The organism is Acidimicrobiales bacterium, from assembly GCA_036378675.1.
Classification (GTDB): domain Bacteria; phylum Actinomycetota; class Acidimicrobiia; order Acidimicrobiales; family Palsa-688; genus DASUWA01.
Genome location: DASUWA010000021.1, coordinates 1 through 24,177 on the forward strand (window position 1 = coordinate 1; position 24,177 = coordinate 24,177).

The 24,177-nt window shown below is 65.8% G+C and carries 26 protein-coding genes; 4 read left to right on the forward strand and 22 right to left on the reverse strand.

Going from position 1 to position 24,177, the window contains the following annotated elements; all coding sequences use genetic code 11:
* The 3 genes from VFZ97_08105 to VFZ97_08115 form a co-directional block, all read left to right on the forward strand.
* Nucleotides 1–222, forward strand: a 222-nt coding sequence (locus VFZ97_08105; protein HEX6393390.1) for a hypothetical protein, incomplete at its 5' end; no start/stop codon positions are given.
* Between the two features lie 7 nt (nt 223–229).
* Nucleotides 230–943: an MIP/aquaporin family protein gene (locus VFZ97_08110; protein HEX6393391.1), complete on the forward strand. Its 714-nt coding sequence runs from the start codon at nt 230–232 to the stop codon at nt 941–943.
* A 1-nt stretch (nt 944) separates the two neighbouring features.
* On the forward strand, nt 945–1,373 hold the full coding sequence (locus VFZ97_08115; protein HEX6393392.1) for an arsenate reductase ArsC: 429 nt from the start codon (nt 945–947) through the stop codon (nt 1,371–1,373).
* Here the strand turns inward: VFZ97_08115 and VFZ97_08120 are convergent.
* The 18 genes from VFZ97_08120 to VFZ97_08205 form a co-directional block, all read right to left on the reverse strand.
* Entirely contained in the window at nt 1,368–1,832 is a 465-nt protein-coding gene (locus VFZ97_08120) for a pyridoxamine 5'-phosphate oxidase family protein (protein ID HEX6393393.1), read from the reverse strand. The genes VFZ97_08115 and VFZ97_08120 overlap by 6 nt on opposite strands.
* A gap of 13 nt (nt 1,833–1,845) precedes the next feature.
* Complete coding sequence (gene gnd / locus VFZ97_08125) at nt 1,846–2,871, reverse strand: decarboxylating 6-phosphogluconate dehydrogenase (GenBank protein HEX6393394.1); 1,026 nt, start codon at nt 2,869–2,871, stop codon at nt 1,846–1,848.
* Nucleotides 2,872–2,939: 68 nt separating this feature from the next.
* Complete coding sequence (locus VFZ97_08130; GenBank protein HEX6393395.1) at nt 2,940–3,755, reverse strand: hypothetical protein; 816 nt, start codon at nt 3,753–3,755, stop codon at nt 2,940–2,942.
* Complete coding sequence (gene proB, locus VFZ97_08135; GenBank protein HEX6393396.1) at nt 3,752–4,879, reverse strand: glutamate 5-kinase; 1,128 nt, start codon at nt 4,877–4,879, stop codon at nt 3,752–3,754. Before proB ends, VFZ97_08130 begins: the two co-directional genes overlap by 4 nt.
* Nucleotides 4,876–6,153: a GTPase ObgE gene (gene obgE, locus VFZ97_08140; GenBank protein HEX6393397.1), complete on the reverse strand. Its 1,278-nt coding sequence runs from the start codon at nt 6,151–6,153 to the stop codon at nt 4,876–4,878. The genes proB and obgE overlap by 4 nt, the downstream gene beginning before the upstream one ends.
* A gap of 49 nt (nt 6,154–6,202) precedes the next feature.
* Complete coding sequence (rpmA, locus tag VFZ97_08145; GenBank protein HEX6393398.1) at nt 6,203–6,457, reverse strand: 50S ribosomal protein L27; 255 nt, start codon at nt 6,455–6,457, stop codon at nt 6,203–6,205.
* A gap of 4 nt (nt 6,458–6,461) precedes the next feature.
* Nucleotides 6,462–6,776: a 50S ribosomal protein L21 gene (rplU, locus tag VFZ97_08150; GenBank protein HEX6393399.1), complete on the reverse strand. Its 315-nt coding sequence runs from the start codon at nt 6,774–6,776 to the stop codon at nt 6,462–6,464.
* Between the two features lie 84 nt (nt 6,777–6,860).
* Nucleotides 6,861–8,066, reverse strand: coding sequence for a hypothetical protein (locus VFZ97_08155; GenBank protein ID HEX6393400.1), 1,206 nt, complete (start codon nt 8,064–8,066; stop codon nt 6,861–6,863).
* A gap of 51 nt (nt 8,067–8,117) precedes the next feature.
* The gene (locus tag VFZ97_08160; protein ID HEX6393401.1) at nt 8,118–10,004 is read right to left on the reverse strand and encodes an Rne/Rng family ribonuclease; all 1,887 of its coding nucleotides are present in this window, start codon (nt 10,002–10,004) and stop codon (nt 8,118–8,120) included.
* Between the two features lie 15 nt (nt 10,005–10,019).
* A complete protein-coding gene (locus VFZ97_08165) occupies nt 10,020–10,853 on the reverse strand; it encodes a TIGR03936 family radical SAM-associated protein (protein HEX6393402.1) in 834 nt (277 codons plus the stop codon).
* Complete coding sequence (locus VFZ97_08170; GenBank protein ID HEX6393403.1) at nt 10,850–12,808, reverse strand: TIGR03960 family B12-binding radical SAM protein; 1,959 nt, start codon at nt 12,806–12,808, stop codon at nt 10,850–10,852. Before VFZ97_08170 ends, VFZ97_08165 begins: the two co-directional genes overlap by 4 nt.
* 26 nt (nt 12,809–12,834) lie before the next feature.
* Nucleotides 12,835–13,998 carry a rod shape-determining protein RodA gene (rodA, locus tag VFZ97_08175; GenBank protein ID HEX6393404.1) on the reverse strand — a complete coding sequence of 388 codons (1,164 nt, stop codon included), beginning with the start codon at nt 13,996–13,998 and terminating at the stop codon, nt 12,835–12,837.
* Nucleotides 13,998–15,923 carry a penicillin-binding protein 2 gene (gene mrdA / locus VFZ97_08180; protein ID HEX6393405.1) on the reverse strand — a complete coding sequence of 642 codons (1,926 nt, stop codon included), beginning with the start codon at nt 15,921–15,923 and terminating at the stop codon, nt 13,998–14,000. The genes rodA and mrdA overlap by 1 nt, the downstream gene beginning before the upstream one ends.
* Nucleotides 15,920–16,495, reverse strand: a complete 576-nt coding sequence (gene mreD / locus VFZ97_08185) for a rod shape-determining protein MreD (GenBank protein HEX6393406.1) — start codon at nt 16,493–16,495, stop codon at nt 15,920–15,922. The genes mrdA and mreD overlap by 4 nt, the downstream gene beginning before the upstream one ends.
* A gap of 28 nt (nt 16,496–16,523) precedes the next feature.
* Nucleotides 16,524–17,363, reverse strand: a complete 840-nt coding sequence (gene mreC, locus VFZ97_08190; protein HEX6393407.1) for a rod shape-determining protein MreC — start codon at nt 17,361–17,363, stop codon at nt 16,524–16,526.
* A gap of 13 nt (nt 17,364–17,376) precedes the next feature.
* Nucleotides 17,377–18,417, reverse strand: a complete 1,041-nt coding sequence (locus tag VFZ97_08195) for a rod shape-determining protein (GenBank protein ID HEX6393408.1) — start codon at nt 18,415–18,417, stop codon at nt 17,377–17,379.
* A 166-nt stretch (nt 18,418–18,583) separates the two neighbouring features.
* Nucleotides 18,584–18,997 carry a nucleoside-diphosphate kinase gene (gene ndk / locus VFZ97_08200; protein HEX6393409.1) on the reverse strand — a complete coding sequence of 138 codons (414 nt, stop codon included), beginning with the start codon at nt 18,995–18,997 and terminating at the stop codon, nt 18,584–18,586.
* A gap of 33 nt (nt 18,998–19,030) precedes the next feature.
* On the reverse strand, nt 19,031–19,564 hold the full coding sequence (locus VFZ97_08205) for a MarR family transcriptional regulator (GenBank protein HEX6393410.1): 534 nt from the start codon (nt 19,562–19,564) through the stop codon (nt 19,031–19,033).
* 49 nt (nt 19,565–19,613) lie between these two features.
* Here VFZ97_08205 and VFZ97_08210 point away from each other — a divergent pair, with 49 nt between their 5' ends.
* Complete coding sequence (locus tag VFZ97_08210) at nt 19,614–20,012, forward strand: nuclear transport factor 2 family protein (protein HEX6393411.1); 399 nt, start codon at nt 19,614–19,616, stop codon at nt 20,010–20,012.
* 44 nt (nt 20,013–20,056) lie between these two features.
* Here the strand turns inward: VFZ97_08210 and VFZ97_08215 are convergent, their stop codons facing one another.
* The 4 genes from VFZ97_08215 to VFZ97_08230 all read right to left on the reverse strand — a co-directional run bounded on the left by VFZ97_08215 (nt 20,057) and on the right by VFZ97_08230 (nt 24,106).
* Entirely contained in the window at nt 20,057–21,313 is a 1,257-nt protein-coding gene (locus VFZ97_08215; protein HEX6393412.1) for a folylpolyglutamate synthase/dihydrofolate synthase family protein, read from the reverse strand.
* Nucleotides 21,314–21,378: 65 nt separating this feature from the next.
* Complete coding sequence (gene clpX / locus VFZ97_08220) at nt 21,379–22,653, reverse strand: ATP-dependent Clp protease ATP-binding subunit ClpX (protein ID HEX6393413.1); 1,275 nt, start codon at nt 22,651–22,653, stop codon at nt 21,379–21,381.
* Between the two features lie 179 nt (nt 22,654–22,832).
* Complete coding sequence (locus tag VFZ97_08225) at nt 22,833–23,504, reverse strand: ATP-dependent Clp protease proteolytic subunit (protein ID HEX6393414.1); 672 nt, start codon at nt 23,502–23,504, stop codon at nt 22,833–22,835.
* 29 nt (nt 23,505–23,533) lie between these two features.
* Complete coding sequence (locus VFZ97_08230; protein ID HEX6393415.1) at nt 23,534–24,106, reverse strand: ATP-dependent Clp protease proteolytic subunit; 573 nt, start codon at nt 24,104–24,106, stop codon at nt 23,534–23,536.
* Nucleotides 24,107–24,177 lie beyond the last annotated feature (71 nt).

A 24,177-nucleotide genomic window follows, 5' to 3' on the forward strand; every position in this document is an offset into this window, starting at 1 on the left:
CGCCTCGCAGGTGAAGGGCTCGAGCCCGACGTTCAGGAGTCGACGACATGCTGCTTCGCCGTCCAGGACAAAGCTTGGGTCGATGATCCCGACGGCGCCCCCTGGGAGGTTTACACGGTTCTCGCCGACGCTCCCCAGGAGGACGCGTGGGGTTGCACGACCGAGACATGCGCACCCGGCGCAGTGACAGCCAACTCCGGTAGCACCGAGCGTTGCTGCTGAGCGCTCTATGACCGCTCCCCTCCCTCGACGTCTACTCGCCGAGTTCGTTGGAAGCGGGCTGCTGGCAACGGTTGTAATTGGTTCCGGGATCGCGGCTCAACGTATGTCGCCTGGTCAGACGGGGCTGCAGCTGTTCGAGAACGCGGGCGCCACAGCGGCGGGTTTGTTCGCGATCATCTTGATGGTTGGCCCGGTTTCGGGAGGCCACTTCAACCCCGTAGTTTCCTTCGTGGACGCAGGCTTTGGCGGCTTGTCGTGGCGAGAAGCTGCCTGGTACCTACCCTCCCAGGTGTGCGGGTGCATAAGCGGGGCGGTGGTTGCGAACCTGATGTTCGGAGCCGCCGCGGTGAGCATCTCCACCAAGCATCGGTCGTCCGGAGCACATTGGCTGGGAGAAGTCGTCGCGACCGCCGGGTTGGTGCTGGTGATATTCGCCCTGGCCCGTTCAGATCGTCTGCGGCTCGCTCCTGCGGCGGTTGGGGCGTATATCGGTGCGGCATACTTCTTCACCAGCTCGACGAGTTTCGCCAATCCGGCCATAACAGTTGGTCGCATGTTTTCGAACAGCTTCGCAGGCATCGAACCTGCTTCGGTTCCTGGGTTCGTGGTGGCGCAGATTGTGGGAGGTGTCGTGGCCTTCGGCTTGATCCGGGCGCTGTATCCGGATATCACCTCCGCCGATGCGGCCGAAGTAGTCGTCCCGCACGAGCAGGTCGTTTGACGTGGGTGGCAGCAATGAGCAGCCGGCGGTTCTGTTCCTCTGCGTGCACAACGCCGGTCGGTCTCAAATGGCCCTGGGCTTCTTCAACCATCTCGCTGGCGGCCGGGCGGTCGCATTGTCCGGCGGTTCAGAGCCCGCCGATGAGGTGAACCCGGCTGCAGTTGAAGCGATGGCTGAGATCGGAATCGACATCGGCCGCGAGACCCCGAAACGATGGACGAAGGAGATGCTCGAAGCGGTGGACGTCGTCGTGACCATGGGGTGTGGTGACTCGTGCCCAGTTGTACCAGGGAAGCGCTACGAAGACTGGGAGCTCGACGACCCTAAGGGCAAATCGCTCGATGAGGTAAGGGGCATCCGGGACGCAATCGGTGAACGTGTGGTGCAGCTGCTGCGTGACCTTGAAGTCGGCGAGACTCCTCGCTCATAACGGAGCGGACCAACATTCGTAGGTGGGTGGCCATTGCCCGCGATGGGTGTACGTCGCAACCATCGTGCGGTCGATGTGGAGCTGGAAGAGCTGCTCTTCGTCGGCACCGACCCTGGCGGGCAGCGCCGCCGAGATGATCGCCGCCTTCAAATCTGCGGTCGGCTCGAAAGGATCCGCTTGGCCTCGAATGAAGAACTCGTCGTCAACGTCCTTCGGGGAGAAGGCGTGCAGGGCGAAGCGAGGGTCGCGCCGAAGGTCTGCGCCCTTCGGTGAATGACGAAGGATGTAGCCCCAGAGTCCGCCTTCTGAAACGACCGGGCAGAATGGATGGACTCTTGGTCCGCCGTCTGGACGCACGGTGGCGAGATAACCAAGCGGCGGTCCGTATTGGTAGAGAAGCGACCTGCCCTTGCTAGCTAGGTGAGGAGCGGCATCCTCGAACTCAGCCCAAGTGGCCATTTGCTAGCGGAACCTAGGCGCCGGTCGGCGGTTTCTCGGCGTGACCGCCGAACTCCTTTCGCATCGCCGAAAGGATCCGATCGGCGAAGTCGCCTTCGCCCCGGGAGGAGAACCGTTCGTACAGCGCCGCCGTTAGCACGTGCGCTGGCACAGCCTCGTCGATAGCAGCGAGCGAGGTCCAGCGACCCTCGCCCGAGTCGGACACGCGGCCTGCGAAGCTGGCCAGCTTCGGGTCCTGGTTGAGAGCATGTGCGGTCAGGTCGAGCAGCCACGAGGAGATGACGCTGCCGCGTCGCCACACTTCAGCGACTGCTCGGGTGTCGATCTCGTACTGGTAGTACTGCGGATCGCGTAACGGGGTGGTCTCCGCGTCGGCCTCGTCGGGAGGGTGGAGCCCGATATTCGCCTTGTCGAGTATCGCGAGTCCTTCTGCGTACGCGGCCATCAGGCCGTACTCGATGCCGTTGTGGACCATCTTGACGAAGTGGCCGGCGCCGTTCGGCCCGCAGTGGAGATAACCCTGCTCCTCTGTGGTGGGTTCCCCTGATCTTCCTTCAGTACGGGGAGCCGCGTTCACGCCCGGAGCGATGGTCTTGAAGATCGGATCGAGGTGGCGAACGACGCTGTCCTCGCCGCCGATCATCAAGCAGAAGCCGCGGTTCAGGCCGAAGACACCGCCTGAGGTGCCACAATCGACGTAGTGCACCCCCTTCTTCTTAAGCTCTGCCGCACGATCCAGGTCGTCGCGGTAGTAGGAGTTACCACCGTCGATGATGATGTCGCCTTCTTCCATCGCGTCGGCGAGTCGCTGAACGGTGTCGCCGGTGTATGCGGCGGGAACCATCACCCACGCTGCGCGCGGCTTGTCCAGCTTGGAGACGAAATCCTGAATGCTCGACGACCCGGTTGCGCCCTCCGATTCGAGAGTCTTCACCGGCGGTTCGTTGACGTCGTACACGACGCAGCTGTGACCGCCTGCCATGAGCCGGCGTACGAGGTTGGATCCCATGCGCCCGAGTCCCACCATTCCTAGCTGCACTGGCGTCCTCCTTTGCCATCGAGGTCCGATTCCATCCTCGCAGACCCCCGGAGCAACCGCGAACCCCCTCAGTCGTCAGAAGATGGAGGTGGCGGCGCCGGCGGCCATGCCGGAGCTTCGTCTGGACGCGTGCCGGCCCCACCTGGGACTTGCCCGTGTGGGGGGCTCTCCGGCTCAGGCGCCTGACCGGGACCGGGACCACCCTGACCGACGGGAGGTGGGCCCTGGGGCGGCGGCCACATGGGGTAGCTCGCCGGCGGATGCGGGCCTGGCGGCACGGGCGACTGGGGAGCTCCTTGCCAGTGTGGCGGGCCGCCCGGTTGCCAAGGCCCAGGTCCAGATGGCGGCCCGCCTTGCATCCACGGCGGACCACCCGGTGGCCAGGTGGGGGGCCGGCGCCGCCGCCGGCGCGTGACCATCACGATCACGACGACGACCACCGCTATCAGAACAACCAGCACAACAACCACGATCACGCCGAGACGAGTGGTGGCCGAGCTCAACGACGTGCGGTCATAGGCCGGGTTCCTCGGACCGAAGAGAGTCACCAGATCCGAGTAGGAGTAGTCACGCGTGACCGCAGGACTTGTGCCGTGGACCGTGACGGCCAACAACGAGAAGCGCTCGTGGAATTTGTTCCAGACGATGTGAGCGACATCGTCGGCCTGGGACAGTGTGGCTCCGGCGTTGACGGTGACGCTGACCTTGACTTCGTCGGTGTTGCCGACGCTGAAGTTCACGCTGACCGACTGGTAGCCGGCGTCACGCAATGCATTTTGGGTGTCGATGGTGGCGGCGATCGGACCGCAGCCACCGAGCAACGCAACCAAGAGAGCGCCGATCCCAGCGAGAGGCCACAGCCGGCGGCGAACGATGATCTTCAAGGGAGCAGCACCAGGTCGTCGCGGTGCACCACTTCGTGCGGCACGTCAACGGGAAGGTCGGAAGTACGCCGGCCGGCGAGAGCGTTCACCCGCGCCGAGGAGTGACGGACCAGGCCCTTTGCGAACACCTTGCCGTCAGGCCCGGCCAGCTCGACTGCATCGTCAATGTCGAAGTGTCCTTCTGCCCGCACGACACCGGCGGGTAGCAGGGAGACGCCTCGGTCCACGAGGGCCGCGCGAGCCCCGTCATCCACGACAATCGTTCCCGACGATCCGACGGCGAATGCGATCCAAAGCTTTCGCGCAGGCAGCCTTTGGGATCGCGGCACGAAGACGGTGCCGACGCCGGGTGCGCCATCGATGGCGTCGGCGACAACCGACGGCCGATCGGCGGCAGCGATGACCGCTCGCACGCCGGACCAGGCGGCGATTTTCGCAGCGGCCAGCTTCGAAGCCATTCCCCCACTGCCGTGCGGCGTGCCGGGACCGCCCGCCACCCCTTCGAGTTGGTGATCGACTTCGACGATCTCCTCGATTAGCGACGCTCCCGGCTCGGTTCGCGGGTCGCCCCTCAGTAGACCCGCTATGTCAGTAAGGAGCACGAGCACGTCGGCGCGGAGGAGGTGCGATACCAGAGCGGCAAGCCGGTCGTTGTCACCGAAGCGGATCTCGTCGTCGGCGATTGCGTCGTTCTCGTTGACCACCGGGACGACTCCGAGGTCAAGCAACACCCGTAGGGTCTGGCGCGCGTGGAGATATTGCTGGCGGTGAACGAAATCGAGAGGTGCCAGGAGGACTTGGCCTCCGGTGAGTCCGTAGCTTGCCAATGCCCGGTTGTAGTGGTCGACCAAAATGGTCTGCCCCACCGCGGAAACAGCCTGAAGGATCGCAAGGTCGGTAGGTCTCGGTTGGGTCAGGCCAAGAACCGGCAGGCCGGCGGCGATCGCGCCGCTCGACACGATCACTATCTGATCGCCGCGCGCGCGAAGCGCCGCTACCTCGGAGCACAGCTTCTCGATCGCGGCTGGGCGAATCTCACCGCGCTCGTCGGTCAGGGACGAGCTGCCGATCTTCACCACCGCCAAGCGGCCGCTGGCGTTCGCTAGCAAGTCCGGCTCACTCAACGCCGGCCTTCACGGGTCGGTCGGTCACCAAGTGTCACCGGCGCGTCGTCGGGCTCGTACTCAAACTCGAAGTCACCGATGCGGACCGGGTCGCCGGGACGGACGCCGGCCCGGGTCAGCGCGCGCTCGACACCGAGACCGCGCAAGCGCGACTGCGCATACTCCAATGCTTCGGGGTTGGTCAGATCGGACAAGGCTACGGCCCTCAGCGCGGCGCGGCCTAGCACCCTCCACGCGCCTGTGGCGTCTCGCTCGACACTCACGCCGGCCGCTTCCGGCCGGTGCACGACAAAGCGGCGAGGACGGGGGAGCTCGAGGCGGGCGGATTCGACCGCCTGCGACATCTGCCCGACGAGCGACCGCACCCCCTCCCCGGTCACGGCCGAGAAACGCAGACCCTCCCAGTCTCCGACCGAGGCGATGTCGGCCTTGGAACCAGCGACGATTCGCGGGCGCTCGACAAGCGACGGCTCGTGCTGAGAAAGCTCCTGGAGAAGAATCCGCTCCTGGCTCTGCGGCGAGCGTTCATCGGCCGGCGCCAAATCGATCAGGATCACGAGCACGCGGGCGCGTTCGATGTGGCGCAGAAAACGATGGCCCAGCCCGCGCCCCTCGCTCGCCCCCTCGATCAGTCCCGGGATGTCGGCCACGACGAACTCATGGTCATCGAACCGCACCACACCCAGGTGCGGTTCGAGGGTGGTGAATGGATAGTCGGCGATCTTCGGCTTGGCAGCAGAGATTCTGGAGATCAGCGTGCTCTTGCCGGCGTTCGGAAAGCCGACCAGAGCCACGTCAGCCATCAGCTTGAGCTCCAGGTCGAGCCACCTCTCCTCGCCCAACTCAGCCTGTTCGGCGAACGCCGGAGCACGACGTTTGTTCGAAAGGAACCGGGCGTTCCCTCTGCCTCCCTTTCCTCCGCGAGCTGCCAGCCACCGATCGCCCGCGACCGTCAGGTCGGCGACTGCCTCACCGGTCGCGTCGCGAACAACAGTGCCCTCTGGCACCGGAACGTCGAGGTCAGCGCCGGCCTTGCCGTGGCGGTTCTTGCCCATTCCGTGCGTACCGTTGCCGGCCCGCTTGTGGGGATGGTCCTTGAAGCCGTAAAGCGAGGCGACATTACGGTCGGCGACCAGCCAGACGTCCCCGCCGTCGCCTCCATCGCCACCGTCCGGGCCGCCTTTGGCAACGTGCGCTTCGCGTCGAAAGGAAACCGCGCCCGCCCCGCCGTCTCCTGCCTTTACGTGGACCTGTGCTTCATCGACGAAGGACATGGTGTAGAGCCCCTCCGGCCGTTTGATCGGCAGCCGGCCGGGGCGCCGGTCAGCCCTCGGTGAGGATGTCGACCAGCTTGCGCCCGTTGCGGTTACCGAACTTGACCCGGCCGTCCTTGAGCGCGAACAGAGTGTCATCACCGCCGCGGCCGACGTTCTCGCCGGGGTGGAACCGCGTCCCGCGCTGGCGGACAATGATGGAACCGGCGGTCACGAGGGTGCCGTCGAAGGTCTTGACCCCGAGGCGCTGGGCTGCCGAATCGCGTCCGTTCCGGGTGGAACCGCCGCCCTTGGTCTTGGACACTTCTCTATCCCTCCCGGGTTATGCCGGTGATTTCGACGGTGGTGTAGCGCTGGCGGTGACCCCACGCCCGGCGGGCGCGTGTCTTGGGCTTGTAGGTGAATCCGCGGACCTTCGGTCCCTTCGCCTCGCCGACCACCCGGCCGGACACCTTGGCGGTGGAAAGCTGGTCACGGCTGGACAGGACGGTCGGGCCGTCGACGAGCAGGATGGGCTCGAAGCTGACCTCGTCACCTTCCGCGGCGCGGAGAAGCTCGACCGAGAGGGTCTGGCCCTCCTCGACTCGCTCCTGCTTGCCACCTGTCCGGATCACCGCATACACAAGAGTGAAAGTATATAGGAAGCCCGGCTCGAGCCTGCCGGGCGGGAAGAGAGCTTGCGGGAGCTGCCACGGCAGTTCGGTTGCTCAGGGGGAATCGGGAGAACGTTTTGTGCGGTCCGGGTGAGGCGCATGCTCGTGCGATCTCGTCGACGGCTTCGGCCGGCGCCCCCGGACTACGGCACGCGGTGCGGAGGCTGCGGCACCGCTGGCCGGCCGGCGATGCGGGGGCCGTCGCGGCTCGACGATGTTCGGGCCGACATGGCGTCGGGTGCCCGACCATGGCGCAGGAGGCACGACGAGCCGGTCGGCGAGGCGGTAGGCGACCGCCTCGTAGTTGACCCGCCAACCGTGGAAGTCAGGCCAGGCCTCTTCGGCTGTGCGCTCTGTGGGAAAACCGACTTCTTCGAGCATGCGCACGGCGTTCGCAAACTCGTCATAGGAGAGATCTATCGGTTCCTCGGGCAGCGGGTCCGGGTCCAGTTGCCAGCCGAGCATGGTGCCGATCCGGTCCAAAGCGGTGAACCCCATCCGGAGGCAAGGCCGGGCGTTCGACGAAGCGGTGGTCGGGGACAGAGCGAGGTGCATGGCGGCGCCGTCAAGCACAGCGAGCAGGGCCAGCAGCCAGGAATACCAGGGTTCGGGCGAGCGAAAGAGGAGCAGCACCGGGTAGGTGGTGTGACTCTCGGCCACGGCCGCCGCCCATTCCTCCCAGGCCGAGTAGAGCTCGGGCAGGGTGTCGACGATGCCGACGAGCTGGTGGCGGGCGAGCAGTTCGGGTCCCCACGCCGGAACCCCCGCCCTGCTTTCGAGCCTGGCGACCAAGCCCTCCCGCTGGCTGAAGGCGGCGTACAGGGCGGGGAGATAGGCGATCTGGAGCGCGACTACCACGACCCATAGGGCTCCGGCGGCCACATCGGTGGGGGCGTTCTCGGAGCCCCCCGGATGAACGGCTCCCACCGTGAAGAGCGACCCGAGCGCTTGGAGAAGGGCGTCCGGCACGTCATGTGTGGTCGGGACGAGCATTAGCCCGAACCCGATGACAAAGCCGGCCGCCCAGAAGATCAGCTGAGCGACGAGGGCAGCCGGGGCGGCCGGCGCAAGGACCGCGTCCTTCGCCTCATAAGAACGGGCGAGCCGGGCCAGTCCCACGAAGACGAGCCGAACACTGCGGTTCACCCGCAACGACACCCGTAAGCCGGCGGGCCGCCGAGGCAGCACCAGCGTAGACAGGACGTTGGCTCCTGTGGCCAACACCACGAGCAGCCCCAACACGAACACGAAGGCGTTCATCGCACCCTTTCGGCGAGAGTCCCGGTGAATCCCGCCGGGCGGTCCGCCCGCTTAGAGAAGCGACTGGTCGAAGATGATCCCCCGCCCTCCGCACGTGGGGCAGGTCTCCGAAAACGACTCGACCAATCCCTCCGAAATCCTCTTCCGCGTCATCTCGACCAGGCCGAGCTCGGAGATGTCGAATACCTGGGTGCGGGTCTTGTCCCGTGCGAGAGCCGCCCGGAACCTCTTCACCACCTCGGCCCGGTTGCCGGCAATCTCCATGTCGATGAAGTCGATCACGATGATCCCGCCGATGTCGCGGAGTCGAAGCTGGCGGGCGATCTCGTCGGTGGCCTCAAGGTTGTTCCTGAATACGGTCTCCTCAAGGTTTGACGTGCCGACGTTCTTGCCGGTGTTCACGTCGATCACGGTGAGGGCTTCGGTCCGCTCGATGATCAACGACCCTCCGGATGGGAGCCAAACCTTCCGGTCGAGCGCCTTATGGATCTGCTCGTGCACGTGGTAACGCTCGAACACCGGCAGCGGATCTTCCGCCTCGCCCGCCCACTCCACCCTGTCGGCCAGCTCTGGGTTGATGCTCGAGACGTAGTCGCGGACTTCTTCGTAGAGAGCACGGTCGTCGATGACCACGCCGCGGTAGTCCTTGTTGAACTCCTCGCGGATCACCCGCACCGCCATGTCCGGCTCGCGATACAGGAGTGCAGGGGTGCGCGACGTCTTCGCAAGCTCGTCGATTTTTTCCCACTGCTGACAAAGCCTCGCGACGTCGCGCCGTAGCTCGTCCGCGGTAGCACCCTCGGCGGCGGTCCGAACGATCAGCCCGTGGCCGGTCGGGCGGATGTCATCGAGGATCTTGCGGAGACGTTTCCTCTCCTCGTCGGGCAGGCGCTTCGATATGCCGTACGTGTCGCTGTTCGGGATCAGGACGACGAAGCGCCCCGGCAGCGACACCTCCTGCGTCAGCCGTGCGCCCTTGGTCCCGATCGGGTTCTTGGTGACCTGGCAGAGGATGGTCTGGCCGGTCTTCAGGAGCTGCTCGATGCGGGCGTCGCGGGCGGCGCCGGCGAGTTGCCCGCGCGTGGGCGAGGATGCGCCGGCTTCGGTCGGCTCGAGGTCTTCCTTGTCGTAGCGAACGTCGCCGCGGTAGAGGACCGCGTTCTTCGGGGTCCCGATATCGATGAACGCCGCTTCCATTCCAGGGAGGACGTTCTGGACCCTGCCGAGGTAGATGTTTCCGTCGATCTGGGTTGCGTCGTCTGCTGCGCGCGAGACGTAATGCTCGATGAGCGACCGCCCTTCGAGAACGGCGATCTGAGTGGCCGAGGGACCCTTGTGTACCACCATGAGGTAGCGGCCGACCGGACGTCCCTTTCGTTCGCGGCCTCGGCGCTTCTCCCTTGTCTCGTCATCGAGTTCGACCGCCTCGTCGACCAGGACTGCCTCGACCGGACGGTGCTCACCCTGCGGGCCGCGTCCCCTGGATCCGCGGCGCCGCCGGCGGGACCGCGCACCTTCGGCGGATTCGGGCTCGCCGTTCTGACGACTGGACACCGGGGGTGCCGATCGCGGGGGCGGCGCCGGCCGGGTGTCGCCGATCTTCGGTTTGGCCGGAGGGTCGGCGGCAACCACCGGGCCGGGCGGCACCCCAGTCAGGTCAGGAGGCGAAGTTGCTTCCGCGGCTGTCGTGGTGCTCTCCGCCTCATTGGAGCGATCTTCGCCGCCCGAATCTTCGCTTTGCGCGGTGGTCGCGCGGTCCGAGCTCCGATTCCGGTTGCGCCCGCCGCGAGACCCGCGGCGACGCCTCCTCGCGCTGTTCGAGGAAGTTCCAGGAGTGCTGCTACTGCCGCCTTCCTGCTCGGGGGGCTGGGCTCCCCGATCTGAACTCGAGTGTTCGTGCCCGTAGTCGTCTGGGCGGGCCGACGCAGAGTCGGTCATGGTCGATTTCCCTTCTCATGACGCACGCACCTCGGCGTGCCGCGCGCCGATCGCGCCGGAGCGGCCCTCGATCACGAGTGGCTCGGTCCGGGCGCCGTCGCGCCAAATCCATTGGTGAAGCCTCCGGGGAAGGCGTTCCTCCAGTCCGGGGCCCAAGGCGAGGGTCACCTCGGAGGGCCGGATGGACCTGGGCTGGCAGGCAAGTTCGCCGACCAGCCAGAAGCCGCCGGAGTCGGAGAGACCATCAGGTCCCTCCATGACATTCGAGGGACCAGCGGGTCCCTCCATGACATTCGAGCGACCAGCGGGTCCCTCGAGTTTGATGCTGATGATGCTCGGCCGGATGTCGTCGGTCTGTTCCGCGCCCTTGCGGGAACGCGTGACCGGCAATTCGGTCGCCTCCATACAGCGGGCAACCCGCGCCTCTAGGTCCTCGCCGCTGACGGGATTCGCTCCTTCGGAGGGGACCACCGCCCACCGCCAAGTGCACGAGGTGACCTCCTCTTGGAGCGATGGCGTGCCCGCAGGGATGACCTGTGCTGCGCTGGCTTCGACACCTTCTGGCAGCGCCGCAGACAACCGGTGAGGCAAGGCTGCGACGTCGATTTTCCCCACCAACTCGACGTCGATGTACTCGGCCACTGATTCGTAGCCGGTGGGAAGGGCCAAGCCGAAGCTGACCTTGGGACGAGGTGAGAAGCCTTCGCTGTACGCCAGCGGAAGCTTGATCCTGCGGAACGCCCGCTCCCACATGCGGGCCACGTCCCGGTGACTTGTCCAACGAATCTTGCCGGTCTTTGCAAAACGGATCCGAACCCGGATCCGCTCGGAGGCGGCTACCGCGCTCACGACCGCGCCCCCGCTCCAACGGTGGGGCGAAGGAACACAGGAACGTCCCCGCCCGAACCGAGGTCCTGACCCGTGCCCTGGCTGCCACCCGCCGGCGCCACCGCCGACGCCACCACGTGCTCGATCCCGTATCCGGTGCACGCCCCGCAGTCGTAACAAGGAGTCCACCGGCAGTCCGGCGTTCCCGACGCCTCGAGCGCGTCCTCCCACTCCTGCCACAGGAAGTCGTCGTGCAACCCGGCCGAAATGTGGTCCCACGGGAGAACTTCGCCCCGTTCGCGATGACGGTGCACGTACCAGTCGATGGACAGGCCGTGCGCCTCCATCGCGTCGCGCCACAGATCGAGCGAAAACATCTCCGACCACTCTTGGAACGTCCCGCCCCGCCGCCAGACCTCTTCGATCACCGCTCCTACACGGCGGTCGCCCCGGCTGGCGATTCCCTCGGCGAGCGACGCTTCGGGGTCATGCCAGCGAAGCTGCACGCCTTTGTCCCCGCGGGTCGCAGAGCGAAGAAGACCGATCTTGCGGCGCAGCTCCTCGGGGGTGTTCTGCCCGAACCACTGGAACGGCGTCTGCGGCTTGGGGACGAAACCACCAACCGAAGCGGTGACCGAAGCCCCGCGATGGTGGCGCCGCCCGACGGTGACGCAATTGCGCGCGAGCTCCGCGATGCCGAGCGTGTCCTCATCGGTCTCCGTCGGGAGTCCGGTGAGGAAGTAGAGCTTGACCCTTCTCCATCCCTGGGAAAAAGCCGACTCCACCGCGCCGTACAAGTCCTCTTCACGAATGAGCTTGTTGATGACCTGGCGCATCCGCCAGGTGCCGGCCTCGGGCGCAAAGGTGAGCCCGGTTCGGCGCACCTTCTGGATCTCCGACGCAACGCCGACGGTGAACGCGTCGACCCGCAGGCTGGGCAGGCTGACCGATACTTCCCCGTTGCAGGCGGGATCGTCGATTATCGAACGCACCACCGAGTCGATGCCCGAGAAGTCGGCGCTCGAGAGAGAAGTGAGGCTTACCTCGTCGTATCCGGTCCGGGCGAGTCCGTCGGACACCATTTGGGTCACCTGCTCCGCGGGTCGCTCGCGGACCGGCCTGGTGATCATCCCCGCCTGGCAAAATCGGCATCCCCTGGTGCAGCCCCTGAAGATTTCAACGTTCAGCCGGTCGTGGACAACCTCGGTCATGGGGACCAGCTGTTGTTTCGGGTAGAGCCATGCGGCGAGGTCGGCGATGGTGCGTTTTTCGACGCGCTCGGGCACGTCCGGATACTTCGGCGCCACGGAAACGAGAGCCGGCCCTTCGTAAACCACGTCGTAGCACGAGGGCACATACACCCCTGGCACTGACGCGAGCTCGCGCAGCAGGCGCTCTCGCGACCCGGGCGTACGACCCGAAGCCTTCCAGTCCCGCACCGCGGCGGTCATTTGTCCCACCGCTTCTTCGCCGTCACCGATGACGAACAGATCGACGAAGTCGGCAAGCGGTTCGGGATTGAAGGTGCAATGGCCGCCGGCGACAACGAGCGGGTGCTCTGGACCTCGATCGGCTGCGTGGATCGGGACCCCGGCGAGGTCGACGCAGTTCAGGAGGTTCGTGTAAACGAGCTCGGCCGAAAGATTGAAGGCGAGCAGGTCGAACTCCGCGGCTGGGCGGTGGCTGTCCACGGAGAACAGCGGTATCCCCCGCCGGCGCATCTCCGCCTCCATGTCCACCCAGGGTGCGTACGTTCGTTCGGCGCGGCTGTCATCGCGCTCGTTGAGGATCTCGTAGAGGATCTGGAGGCCCTGGTTCGGGAGGCCGATCTCGTAGGTGTCGGGATAGATCAAAAGCCACCCGACCAGCCCTTTTAGGCTTCCCGCCCCGACCGACCCGTCCTCGCAGCCTATGTACCGTGCCGGCTTCTGCACCCGGGCGAGAGCAGGCTCGATCTTGGGCCACAGGGACGTCATGTCCCCACCCAGTGTAGTGGTGCGGGTTAAGAGAACCTCCGCATGCGGACGCTGAGCACCAGGCCGAGGGCTGCGAAGGTGGCGATGACCGCCGAACCGCCGTAGCTCATCAGGGGCAGCGGGATCCCGGCGACGGGCATGATCCCCATGGTCATGCCGATGTTCTCGAACACCTGGAACGCGAGCATGGCCAGGACCCCGACGCAGACCAGGGTGCCGAATTTGTCCCGGGAGAGGGTCGCCGCCTGCCAGGTTCGCCAGATCACTAGCGCGAAGAGGAGAAGCAGCACCGCCGACCCGGCCAGCCCCAGCTGTTCACCTACTGCGGTGAAGATGAAGTCGGTCCGCTGCTCGGGCACGTAGGACAGGTTGGTCATCGTGCCCTTCCCGAGCCCGCGTCCGGTGAGACCGCCGTTGCCGATCGCCGTCTTCGCCTCGGCCAGGTTGTAGAGGTTGGCGCCGGCGGGCGAACGGAGCAGCGCAGCGTCGGGTTGGTTCGGGGAGTTGACGAACGAGGTGAGCCGCGCCTGCTGGTAGCTCTTCAGAACACCGAAGTGGACTACCCCGAACGCGAGCACCGACGCGATGAGGCCGAGCGCGACCAGGTGGCGAGCGGACGCGCCGCCGATCAGAAGGACGGCGACGAGCACCGCGGCGAGCACCAACGCGGTACCGAGGTCGGGCTGCTTGTAGATGAGAAGGAATGGGATCGCCGACAGCGCGAGCAACGCGACCAGAGCCCGGCCGCCGAGCTTGCCTCTTGCGGCCGCGCAGAAGCTCGCTAACGAAATGATCAACGCGATCTTCACGAACTCCGAAGGCTCCAACTGGTACGAACCGAACTGGAACCACGCCTGTGAGCCTTTGCTCTTGTGGCCGACGGCGAAAACCGCAAGCAGCAGGACTATCGAGAAGCCGTAGATCGCCGGCGCCCAGTCCCGGAGTAACCGGTAGTCGATCGCCGCGACCGCAAGCATCACAACGAGCCCCACCACCATGTAAGTCGCCTGCTTCTTCAGGTAGTAGGTCGGGCTCAGACCCGCCGCTTCGAGCTGGTCCCGCGTCGCGGTGTAGATCATCAGGCACCCGAACGCGCTGATCAGCCCCACGGCCCCGACGAGGAGCACGTCGACATGGCGCCAAACAGCCGGGATGACGTCACGGCGGACTGCGATGCCAGGGGCGGCCATCAGTTCTGACCTCCGGAGCCGGCGGTCGAGTAGGCGACCGGTTGGAGCGGAATGTTGAACAACTGGTCGTATATCTCCCTCACGACTGGGGCCGCGACCGAAGCGCCGTAGCCGGCCTCCTCTACGAACGCGTCGACCACGAACTGCGGGTTGGCGGCCGGAGCGAACGATGTGAACACCGACGTGCTCTGCCGCGGCGCATTGACCTGTGCGGTGCCGGTCTTGCCGGCGATGTCCATCTTGGCCAGCGGGGTGCCGGCGAAATCACCGTAGGCGGTGCCCTTCGGGTTGTTCACCGCACCACGAAAGCCGGTCAGCATCGCCGAGCGCCAGTCAGGCTGGAGCGTGACGGTGCGGGCGGTCTTGGAGGAAAAAGACTTCACGACCTTGCCGTCAGCCGTCTCCGAATCGAGCGCGAGTTGCGGGACCATGACTTTCCCTCCGTTGGCGAAGGTTGAGTACGCATTCGCGAGTTGGAGCGGCGTGACAGTAACCTCGTCCTGCCCGATCGCGACCTGGTCGCTGTTGCCGGGGAACCACGAAGCTTCACGGAACACTGCGGGGTCCAGCTGATGGTCCCTCACGTATGACTCAGGGGTCGGGATCTTCCCGGGTGCTTCATTCGGAAGATCGATGCCCGTGGGAGCGCCGAGACCGTACTGCTTGGCGATGTTCTGAAGGGCGTCGTCGCCGAACTGGTTCCGTCCGTACCAGAGCTTCAAACCGATGGTGTTGAAGAAGTTGTCGCTGGAGACGGTGATCGCTTGGGGAAGGTTGATCTCGCCGTATGCCTCGCCGTTGTCGTTGTGGGCGACGAAGTTGCCGATGGTGATGTGGCCGGTGTCGTTGAAGTACGAGCCCGGGGTGATCAGCCCGTACTGCAGGCCTGCAGTCGCGGTCACCAGCTTGAAGGTGGAGCCCGGCGCGTACTGGCCCTGAATAGACCTGTCGAGCAAAGGGTTGTTCGGATTGTTCAGCAGCGCTTGGTAGTTCGCCTGGCTGATCCCCCCGACGAACTGGGACGGATTGAATGTCGGGTTCGTCGCCAACGCGATTATCTGCCCGGTGTTGGGATCCTCGACAACCGCCGAACCGGCCGGCGCTTGGAAGTCGCGGCGAGTCACGTTGTCGTAGATGTGGTGCGCGGCGGCCATCCCCTGCGCGAGTGCGGTCTGGGCGGTCATCTGCACGTTGCCGTCGATCGACAGGCGCAGGTTGAGGCCTGGCACGGGCTTGGTGGTGCTGAGCGTGTTGAGCACGTCGCCCTTCGAGTCGACCTGAACCTTCTCGACTCCGGGCGTTCCGCGAAGGATGCTCTCGTAGGTCGACTCGATTCCGGCCAAGCCGATCTGGTCCCCCGGCTGGTATCCCTCTCCCTTGAGCTTCTTCAGCTGGCGGTCGCTGATCTGGCCCACGTAACCAACGATGTTCGCGGCAGCAAGACCGGCCGGCGTGTAGGTCCGCTCCGAGATCGAGGTGGCTTGGACGCCCGGGAAGAGCTGCTGGTTCTCCTGGATGTAGAGGATCTGCTGCGGCGTCGCGTTCTGAAGGACGGGCACGGGCGCGTACGGGCTGTACTGGACGTTGTTGATCAACTTTTGGAGATCAGGGACGGTCATCCCGAGTAGCGGTGCAAGCCTGGAAACCATGTCGGGGTTCAGAGCGGCGACCTGGCGGCTGACCTCGATGACCGGGACGTTGACGTTGCCGACGAGCACGTTGCCGTTGCGGTCGAGGATCACACCTCGCGGAGCGGGGACATAGATAAGCCGGATTCCGTTGTCCTGAGCTGCCGCCGCCGCTTTCGGAGCGTTGAGCACCTGCAGGTACCACAGGCGTGCGAAGAGTGCCGCGAACAGGCAGGCGACCACCACCAAGAGGATCGTCAGACGGACCGCGGGGGATTCCTGCTCACGGGTGTTCATCGAACTCCGAGCAGCCTTTCGCGCGAGCGCGGCGCCACGAGGGTCATGCCTAGTCGCTCAGTACCGACAGATCCGCGCGCCAGCCTGGAGTACAACCAGGCCACGGGGAAGGAAAGGATGACGCTCCACGCCGATTCGATAAAGACGACCTTCAACAGCCAGGACCGTCCCGCCTCCAGGAGGTGGTGCTGCCCGAGCATGTCCCCGAAACCGACGAACAGTAGAACTGCCGCGGCGGTCCCGAACAGCGCCGCCACGGGGATGACGAGATTGCGCTCCGGGAGGACGCTCGCCCGAAGCCACCCGACGAGGGCTCCGATGATGCAGTAGGTCAGCGCAGAGAGGCCGAGCGGAGTCGAAGTTAGGAACAGATCCATGAAGACACCGGCGAAGAACCCGAGCACCGCGCCGGCCTCTGCCCCTCCGGCGAGTCCTCCGCAGATCGCGACGAGCACCAGGAAGTCGGGCGCGACCTGCAGGATCCGGAGATCGCTGCCGAGCGCGGTCTGCGCCACGGTGACGACGATCAACAGGATGGCGATGCGGAGACGGGCTGCGGTGTGAGGACTCAAAGGCGATCGGCAGGGCTTGGTACGAATCTCATTGCGGTGACCAAATGAGGACCTGCATGTAGGTGAGCTGGTTCAGGTCGACCAAGGGGGCGAGGGTGATGTCGGGCTCCGATGCGCCCGGGGTGGTGGCTGCGCTGAGCACCTTGCCGACCGGGATGTTCGGAGGGAACTTTTCCTGGTTTAGGCCGCTGGTCACGACGACGTCCCCCTTTTTCATGGATGGCGGGGACTGGTCGGTGCTGACAACGCTGACATGTAGAGGTTGCCCTCGTCCGCTTCCGTCCGCGGATCCGGTGTTGCTTCCGGCGAGCTTCACTCCAACCACGAACGTCGGGTCGGTCAGGAGCACGACGGTTGCCGTCTTCGAGCTCACCGAGGCGACGCTGCCGATGAGCCCGCCTGCGGCGACGACAGGCTGTCCGACTGCGACGCCACTCGACGTGCCCTTGTTGATGGTGACGGAGTTCTCGAAGTTGGCGGAGCCGTTGTCGATGATCTCGACGGTCACCTGCGGGATACCGGACACGAAGGGAAGGTTCTGCTCGGCGAGGACCTGTTCAGCCGCAGACTGCTCGGCGGCCGACTGGACCTGCTGTCGCTGGAGTCCCGCCACCTCGTCGCGCAGTCGCTGGTTCTCGCGCTTCAGGGTTCCATAGTCGACCGCGCCAGTGAAGAAGTTGCCGACCGGTTGCAACGCGGCGTGGGTCGCCCTTTGCAGCGGAGCGAACGCGTCGTGAGCCTTCGACCTGATATCCGTCGCCAATCCGGTGCCGTTGCTTCGCGCGTCGATGGTCACCAAGGTGAGCGCGGCGAGGACCAGCGCCGCTATGACATAACGGGTGCGGGTGGAGCGCCGGTAAACAGCCAAGAGGGCTGGGGGCCTAGCGGCTCTGCGACGACATCAGCACGCCCTTCAGCACGTCGAACTCCTCCAGGCACTGGCCACTACCGATGGCGACGGAGTGCAGAGGGTTGTCGGCGATGACGATAGGCATGCCGGTCTCGGCCATGAGGCGGGCGCCCAGACCATGCAGAAGTGCTCCCCCACCGGTCAGGACGATTCCCTGCTCCATGATGTCGGCGGCTAGCTCGGGCGGGGTCTTGTCGAGGGTGACCTTCACGGCGTCGACGATGGCCGACACCGGCTCCTCGATCGCCTCGCGGATCTCCTCGGTGGTGGTGACGATCGTCTTCGGAAGGCCGGTGATCAGGTCCCGGCCGCGTATCTCGGCGTGCAGCTCCTCCTCGAGCGGGCAGGCCGATCCAAGCGCGATCTTGATCTCTTCTGAGGTGCGCTCGCCGAGGGCGAGGCTGTACTCCTTCTTGATGTACTGGATGATCGCGTCGTCCAGCTCGTCGCCTCCGATTCGGACCGACTGGCTGGTGACGATCCCCCCAAGCGAGATAACCGCGACCTCCGTGGTGCCACCACCGATGTCCACGACCATGTTTCCGGTCGGCTCGTGGACCGGCAGGCCGGCGCCGATAGCGGCGGCCATGGGCTCCTCGATGATGTGCGCCGGCTTGCGAGCCCCGGCGGACTCGGCTGCCTCCTGCACGGCTCGCTGCTCGACGCCCGTGATACCGGACGGGACGCAGATCACCATGCGAGGCTTGGCGAACTTCCGGTTCCCATGGACGCGCCGGATGAAGTAGGCGAGCATCTTCTCGCAGATGTCGAAGTTGGCGATGACGCCGTCGCGCAGGGGGCGGATCGCCTTGATGTGACTGGGGGTCCGGCCGATCATCCGCTTGGCCTCGATCCCGACGGCTAACGGACGGTCGTCCTTCACGTTGACCGCTACGACGGACGGCTCGTTGAGAACGATGCCGCGGCCGCGTACGTAGACGAGCGTGTTGGCCGTACCGAGGTCAACGGCCATGTCTCGGCCAAAGAATCCAGCGAGAAAGTTGTCCGACACGCGAGGGAGCTTCCTGATCGAAAGGGCGCGGGAGGTCGGCAAGAGGCTACCCGCCCGGGGTGGTTCAGTCCACCCACTGCAGCGTATCCACCACGTCGCTGCGACCGGCCACTATCTTTCGCGGCCCCCTCAGGCGCCGGCGGGGTCTCGTCGGCCGGCGAGTGGGCTACTTAGCCAGAGCGGGGAACCAGAGCGCGATCTCTCGGGCGGCCGAATCGGCGCTGTCCGACCCGTGGACCAGGTTCTCGCCGGTCTCGGTGGCCAGGTCGCCGCGAATGGTGCCGGGGGCGGCGTTGGCCGGGTTGGTCGCGCCCATCATCGTCCGGACGACCTGCCAGGTGTCCTCCGGGCCCTCCAGTACGAGGAACATCGCCGGCGAGCGGGTGATGAACTCGATCAGGTCCTCGTAGAACCCCTTGCCCTCGTGCTCGACGTAGTGCTCGGCAGCTGTGTCGCGCTCGACCAAGCGCAGGTCGGCGGCCACGATGCGCAGCCCCTTACGTTCGAAGCGGCCGACGATCTCTCCGACCAGGCCCCGCTCCACGGCGTCGGGCTTGCATATGACCAGGGTGCGATTCACGAGCCGAGGAGGCTAGCCGTCGGAGACCTGCCTTCAAGCTCGGATTCCAAATCGGACGTCTGGGTCAATCGATGCAACCCGGGCCTGTAGCACGGCCACCATCCTGAGAAGTTGGTGAAGCTGACGATCGGTCAGGGATCCCATCAGATGCCGCTCGAATCTGTGCATCGCCGGGACAAGCCGGTCCACCACTTCGCGTCCCTTCCTGGTGAGGCTGACCTCACGCGACCTACCGTCCGTGGCAGCGCGGGTCCGAAGCACGAACCCGCCACCTTCAAGGGTGTCGAGTAGTCCGGTGGTCGTCGCTCGGGTGACCATCATCCGGTCTGCGATCACGGACGGCCGAAGTGGAGCCGGATCGCCGGCGAGGACGCTCAACACGTTGAATGCGGCCGCGGAAGGCAGACCCTCCCGGGCGACGAGCTTCTCGACCAGCCCCTGAACGGCTCCTGCGAGCACACCGATGTTGATGAAACTTTCGGTCGCGAGCGCGCTGGCGTCCGGGAACTCCTGCTCGAAGGAATCCGGCACCTGGAGGAGCGGAGCGGTACTTGCACTTGACTTCATGCAATCCCCCAATATAGTTAGGGTCCTAACCAGATTGGAGGGAGGGGCCGTGAGCGAGCATCCCAACGCCGCTTTTGCCCGCAGTGCGTTCGACGCGATGGGCCGAGGTGACACCGACTGGTTGTTCGCCCACATGGACCCAGAAGTCGTGCTTCATCAGGGTGGCCGGTTTCCCACAGCCGGAACGCACCGGGGCAGGGATGCGGTGTTCGGGCACATGATGGAGTTCTTCACTCTTGTCGACTTCTCGATGAAGACCCGGGTGCACGACATCGCCGCCACAGACGAGCACACCATCTCACTGGTGCAGGTGTCGATCGACTTTCAGGGCAGGCACCTCGACTTCGACGAAGCGCACGTCTGGCACGTCCGAGACGGCAAAGCCGTAGAAATGTGGGCCGTCCCCAAGGATCCGTACACGGTCGACGAATTCTTCGCGGGCACCTGAGCCGGCCGACACGCTGTCAGCGCGCGGCGGTGGCTGATGGAGAGCTACTGCTGCGAGCCGACGGCGAGGGCAGCGCGGGCGGCGCCGACCACGTAGAGCGAGCCGGTGACAAGCACGAGGTCGTCGGGTCCGGCGCGGCGGGATGCTTCCTCGAGAGCGTCAGAGACGGACTCGGTCTCGACTGCTTCGACACCGAGGGCGCGCGCAGCAGCGGCCACTTCGCCGGCGGGCTGCGTGCGTGGCGACGGCGCAGGGCACGCGATTACCAGGCGGGACCGTCGGACGCCGAGCGCTTCGAGCATGCCGGCGGGATCTTTGCCCTTGAGCATCCCGACAACGAGGATCTCCGAAGACGCTCCTCCAAACTCCTCGGCGACCGCCTCCGCGGCGCGCTGAGCGCCCTCGAGGTTCTTGGCGCCGTCGAGGACAACGAGGGGGTGGCGGCCGACGATCTCCAGCCGTCCGGGCGAGCTGACCGTGGCGGCAGCCTCCCGGACAAGCCGGTCGTCGATCGGTCCACCGAAGAACGCTTCAGCGCCGGCGAGAGCGGCGGCAAAGTTGTCGCCCTGGTAGCGGCCGTGAAGGTCAAGCCACACCGCGTCGTACATGGCACCGGGGGTCCGCAGGTCGAGTACCCGGCCGCCAACGGCCAGCTCGTTGCGAACGCAGTCGTACTCGACTCCGGCCAACCACAGCTCCGCCGGGCTCTGCGCTTCGAAAATGTGGCGCAGCTCCGGGTCGCGTTCGCCGAGGATCAAGGTCGAGCCCGGCTTCACCACGCCGGCCTTCTCCCCGGCGACGTCAGCATGGGTCGGGCCAAGGAACTCGACGTGGTCGAGGCCGACATTGGTGACGATCGCGACGATCCCGTCGGCGACGTTGGTCGCGTCCCACGTTCCTCCCATGCCGACTTCCAGGATCGCGACGTCGACAGGAGAGTCCGCGAACCAACGCATCGCAGCGCCGGCGAGGATCTCGAACCACGTCAGCCTCACGTCGTCACCGAGCAGCGGCTCGACCGCCGCGATCTCCCCGAGCAACGACGCGAGTTCATCGTCTGAGATCGGCTGGCCGTCGACGGCGATCCTCTCGTTGATCGACTCCAGGTGAGGGCTCGTGAACGCTCCGACGCGAAGACCTTTGGCGCCGAGAAGGGCGGTCAGGCAGCGAGCGGTCGACGTTTTTCCATTCGTGCCGGTGACATGGATTACGGGCGCAGCCTTCTGAGGGTCTCCGAGCACGTCGACGAGGCGGCGCATCCGTCCGAGGTCTGGCGGGGGCCGGCGCGTGTCGGCCAGCATCCGCTCCATGTTCTGATGACCGTCGAGCCAGGCGAGGGCGTCGCCGAGCCCCCAGCTCAGGGGATCTATGACGCCGCCCGGCGAGGCCGGCTCGCCGCCCGGGTGGGCTCGGTCCGGGGGACCAGAGTGGGTGCCACCCGCTCGAGCACCACCGACCGGTCGATGACGCACTGGCCGACGTCGTTACGGCTGGGCAGGTCGTACATGACCTCGAGCAGGACCTCCTCGAGGATGGCCCGCAGCCCTCTGGCGCCAGTGCCCCGGAGCAGCGCTTGATCGGCTACCGCTTCGAGGGCGTCGTCGGAGAAGACCAGTTCGACGTTGTCGAGCTCGAACACGCGGCGGTACTGCTTGACCAGAGCGTTCTTCGGCTCCCCGAGGATCCGGACCAGCGCGGTCCGGTCGAGGTTGGAGACCGCGCCGATCACTGGAAGGCGGCCGACGAACTCGGGGATGAGGCCGAACTTGAGAAGGTCCTCGGGGAGCACTTGGGCGAGAAGGTCGCCTTCGGAGCGCTCCTCGCCCTTTCGGATCTCCGCCCGGAACCCGATGCCCTGGCGTCCCATCCTGCTGTCGATGATCCGGTCCAGGCCGGCGAAGGCCCCGCCGCAGATGAACAGGATGTTCGTCGTGTCGATCTGGATGAACTCTTGATGGGGGTGCTTTCGTCCGCCCTGCGGCGGTACGGAAGCGGTCGTCCCTTCGAGGATCTTCAGGAGTGCCTGCTGTACACCCTCACCCGAAACGTCTCGGGTGATCGAGGGGTTCTCGCTCTTGCGGGCGATCTTGTCGATCTCGTCGATGTAGATGATCCCGGTCTCGGCCTTCTTGACGTCGTAGTCCGCGGCCTGGATGAGCTTGAGCAGAATGTTCTCGACGTCCTCGCCGACGTAGCCAGCCTCGGTCAGCGCTGTCGCGTCGGCGATCGCGAACGGCACGTTGAGTAGCCGCGCGAGGGTCTGCGCAAGCAGCGTCTTGCCCGACCCGGTCGGCCCGAGCAGCAGGATGTTCGACTTGGCGAGCTCGACGCCGTCCTCGCCGGCCCGGTCGCCGCCCGACTGGATGCGTTTGTAGTGGTTGTAGACCGCGACCGACAGGCCCTTCTTGGCCTTCTCCTGGCCGATCACGTAGGAATCGAGGAACTCGTAGATCTCGCGGGGTTTCGGCAGGCTGTCCCATTTGAGCTCGGCGGGCTCGGCCAGCTCTTCCTCGATGATCTCGTTGCAGAGATCGATGCACTCATCGCAGATATATACGCCCGGGCCGGCTATGAGCTTCTTGACTTGCTTCTGGCTCTTGCCGCAGAACGAGCACTTCAGCAGGTCACCGCCGTCGCCCATGCGTGCCACCCAGATACTCCTTTGCCCTGGGGCCGCCGTCGGCGGCCACCCAGCCAACCCGCGGTCGGCGTCCTGCCCAGCCTGTCCGCCGTAGACCTAGACCGTACCGCCTCGGCGCCTGTCGTTGTGGCTTATGGACCGCCGCCGCCGGCGCGCCGTGGGCGGCTGAGTCCTCCCGGTTAGGACGACCCTACCTCGGTCTTGCGCTTAAGGGTCGTGAGAACCTCATCTACCAGCCCGTACTCCTTGGCCTCCTCGGCCGTGAAGAACTTGTCGCGCTCCACGTCCCGACGAACCTGATCCTCGTCCTTGCCGGTGTGCAGCGCAATAACTCTCTCCATCGCGGTGCGCATCCGCAGGATTTCCCTGGCCTGGATCTCCAGGTCGCTGGACTGGCCGTAGCCGCTCTCCACGGCGGGCTGGTGGATCAGGATCCGCGAGTTGGGCAGCGCCATCCGCTTGCCCTTGGTGCCCGCGGCCAGCAGGACGGCAGCCGCCGACGCCGCCTGGCCCAGGCAGAACGTCTGGATCTCCGGCTGGATGTACTGCATGGTGTCGTAGATGGCCATCATCGAGGTCATCGACCCGCCGGGCGAGTTGATGTACATCAGGATATCGCGGTCGGGGTCGATCGACTCCAGCGTGATGAGCTGGGCCATCACGTCGTTCGCCGACGCGTCGTCTATCTGCACTCCGAGGAAGATGATCCGCTCCTCGAAGAGCTTGTTGTACGGGTTCATCTCCTTGATCCCGTACGACGTCCGCTCGACGAACGACGGCAGGACGTACCTGGACTCCGCTGGCTGCCACAGTCCCGCCGGCCCGCGCTGCGGACTGCCCGTGCTGTTCACTGTCACTTCCTCCGCTCCCGGTCGCCAGGTCACGAGACCGGGCCCACCGTCGGGACCTCGGTGGCGCTTCGGATCACCCGGTCGACGAATCCGTAGTCCTTCGCCTCGTCCGCGGTGAACCACCGGTCCCGGTCGGAGTCGGTCTCGATCTGCTCGACGGTCTGGCCGGTGTGCATCGCGATGCGCTCGGCCAGGGTCCGCTTCAGGTAGAGGATCTGCTCGGCCTGGATCCTGATGTCGGTGGCCGTGCCGCCGATCCCGCCGTGCGGCTGGTGCATCAGGATCGACGCGTGCGGCATCGCGTAACGCTTGCCGGGGGCGCCCGCGCACAGCAGGAACTGACCCATCGACGCGGCCTTGCCCATCGCGTAGGTGGCGACGTCGTTCGGCACGTACTGCATCACGTCGTAGATGGCCATCCCGGCGGTGACCGAGCCCCCGGGAGAGTTGATGTAGAGGCTGATGTCCCGCTTGTCGTCCTCAGCCGCGAGCAGCACCAGCTCCGCGCAGATCCGGTTGGCCAGGTCGTCGTCGACCTGCTGGCCCAGGAAGACGATCCGGTGGCGAAGCAGCCGCTGGAACAGCTGGTCGCCCAGCAGCATCGGCGGAGCCTCCGCGACCCGCGCCGCGCGGCGCGACAACTCCTGGTCCTGGGCGGACGTGCTCACGATGC

What these genes read in the sequence shown, in the direction of transcription:
- VFZ97_08110 (HEX6393391.1), top strand. Translation starts at nt 230, where the DNA reads ATGACCGCTCCCCTCCCTCGACGTCTACTCGCCGAGTTCGTTGGAAGC.
- VFZ97_08120 (HEX6393393.1), bottom strand. Translation starts at nt 1,832, where the DNA reads ATGGCCACTTGGGCTGAGTTCGAGGATGCCGCTCCTCACCTAGCTAGC.
- obgE (HEX6393397.1), bottom strand. Translation starts at nt 6,153, where the DNA reads ATGTCCTTCGTCGATGAAGCACAGGTCCACGTAAAGGCAGGAGACGGC.
- VFZ97_08155 (HEX6393400.1), bottom strand. Translation starts at nt 8,066, where the DNA reads ATGAACGCCTTCGTGTTCGTGTTGGGGCTGCTCGTGGTGTTGGCCACA.
- VFZ97_08160 (HEX6393401.1), bottom strand. Translation starts at nt 10,004, where the DNA reads ATGACCGACTCTGCGTCGGCCCGCCCAGACGACTACGGGCACGAACAC.
- VFZ97_08170 (HEX6393403.1), bottom strand. Translation starts at nt 12,808, where the DNA reads ATGACGTCCCTGTGGCCCAAGATCGAGCCTGCTCTCGCCCGGGTGCAG.
- rodA (HEX6393404.1), bottom strand. Translation starts at nt 13,998, where the DNA reads ATGGCCGCCCCTGGCATCGCAGTCCGCCGTGACGTCATCCCGGCTGTT.
- mrdA (HEX6393405.1), bottom strand. Translation starts at nt 15,923, where the DNA reads ATGAACACCCGTGAGCAGGAATCCCCCGCGGTCCGTCTGACGATCCTC.
- VFZ97_08205 (HEX6393410.1), bottom strand. Translation starts at nt 19,564, where the DNA reads ATGAAGTCAAGTGCAAGTACCGCTCCGCTCCTCCAGGTGCCGGATTCC.
- VFZ97_08215 (HEX6393412.1), bottom strand. Translation starts at nt 21,313, where the DNA reads ATGCTGGCCGACACGCGCCGGCCCCCGCCAGACCTCGGACGGATGCGC.
- clpX (HEX6393413.1), bottom strand. Translation starts at nt 22,653, where the DNA reads ATGGGCGACGGCGGTGACCTGCTGAAGTGCTCGTTCTGCGGCAAGAGC.
- VFZ97_08230 (HEX6393415.1), bottom strand. Translation starts at nt 24,106, where the DNA reads ATGCTGCTGGGCGACCAGCTGTTCCAGCGGCTGCTTCGCCACCGGATC.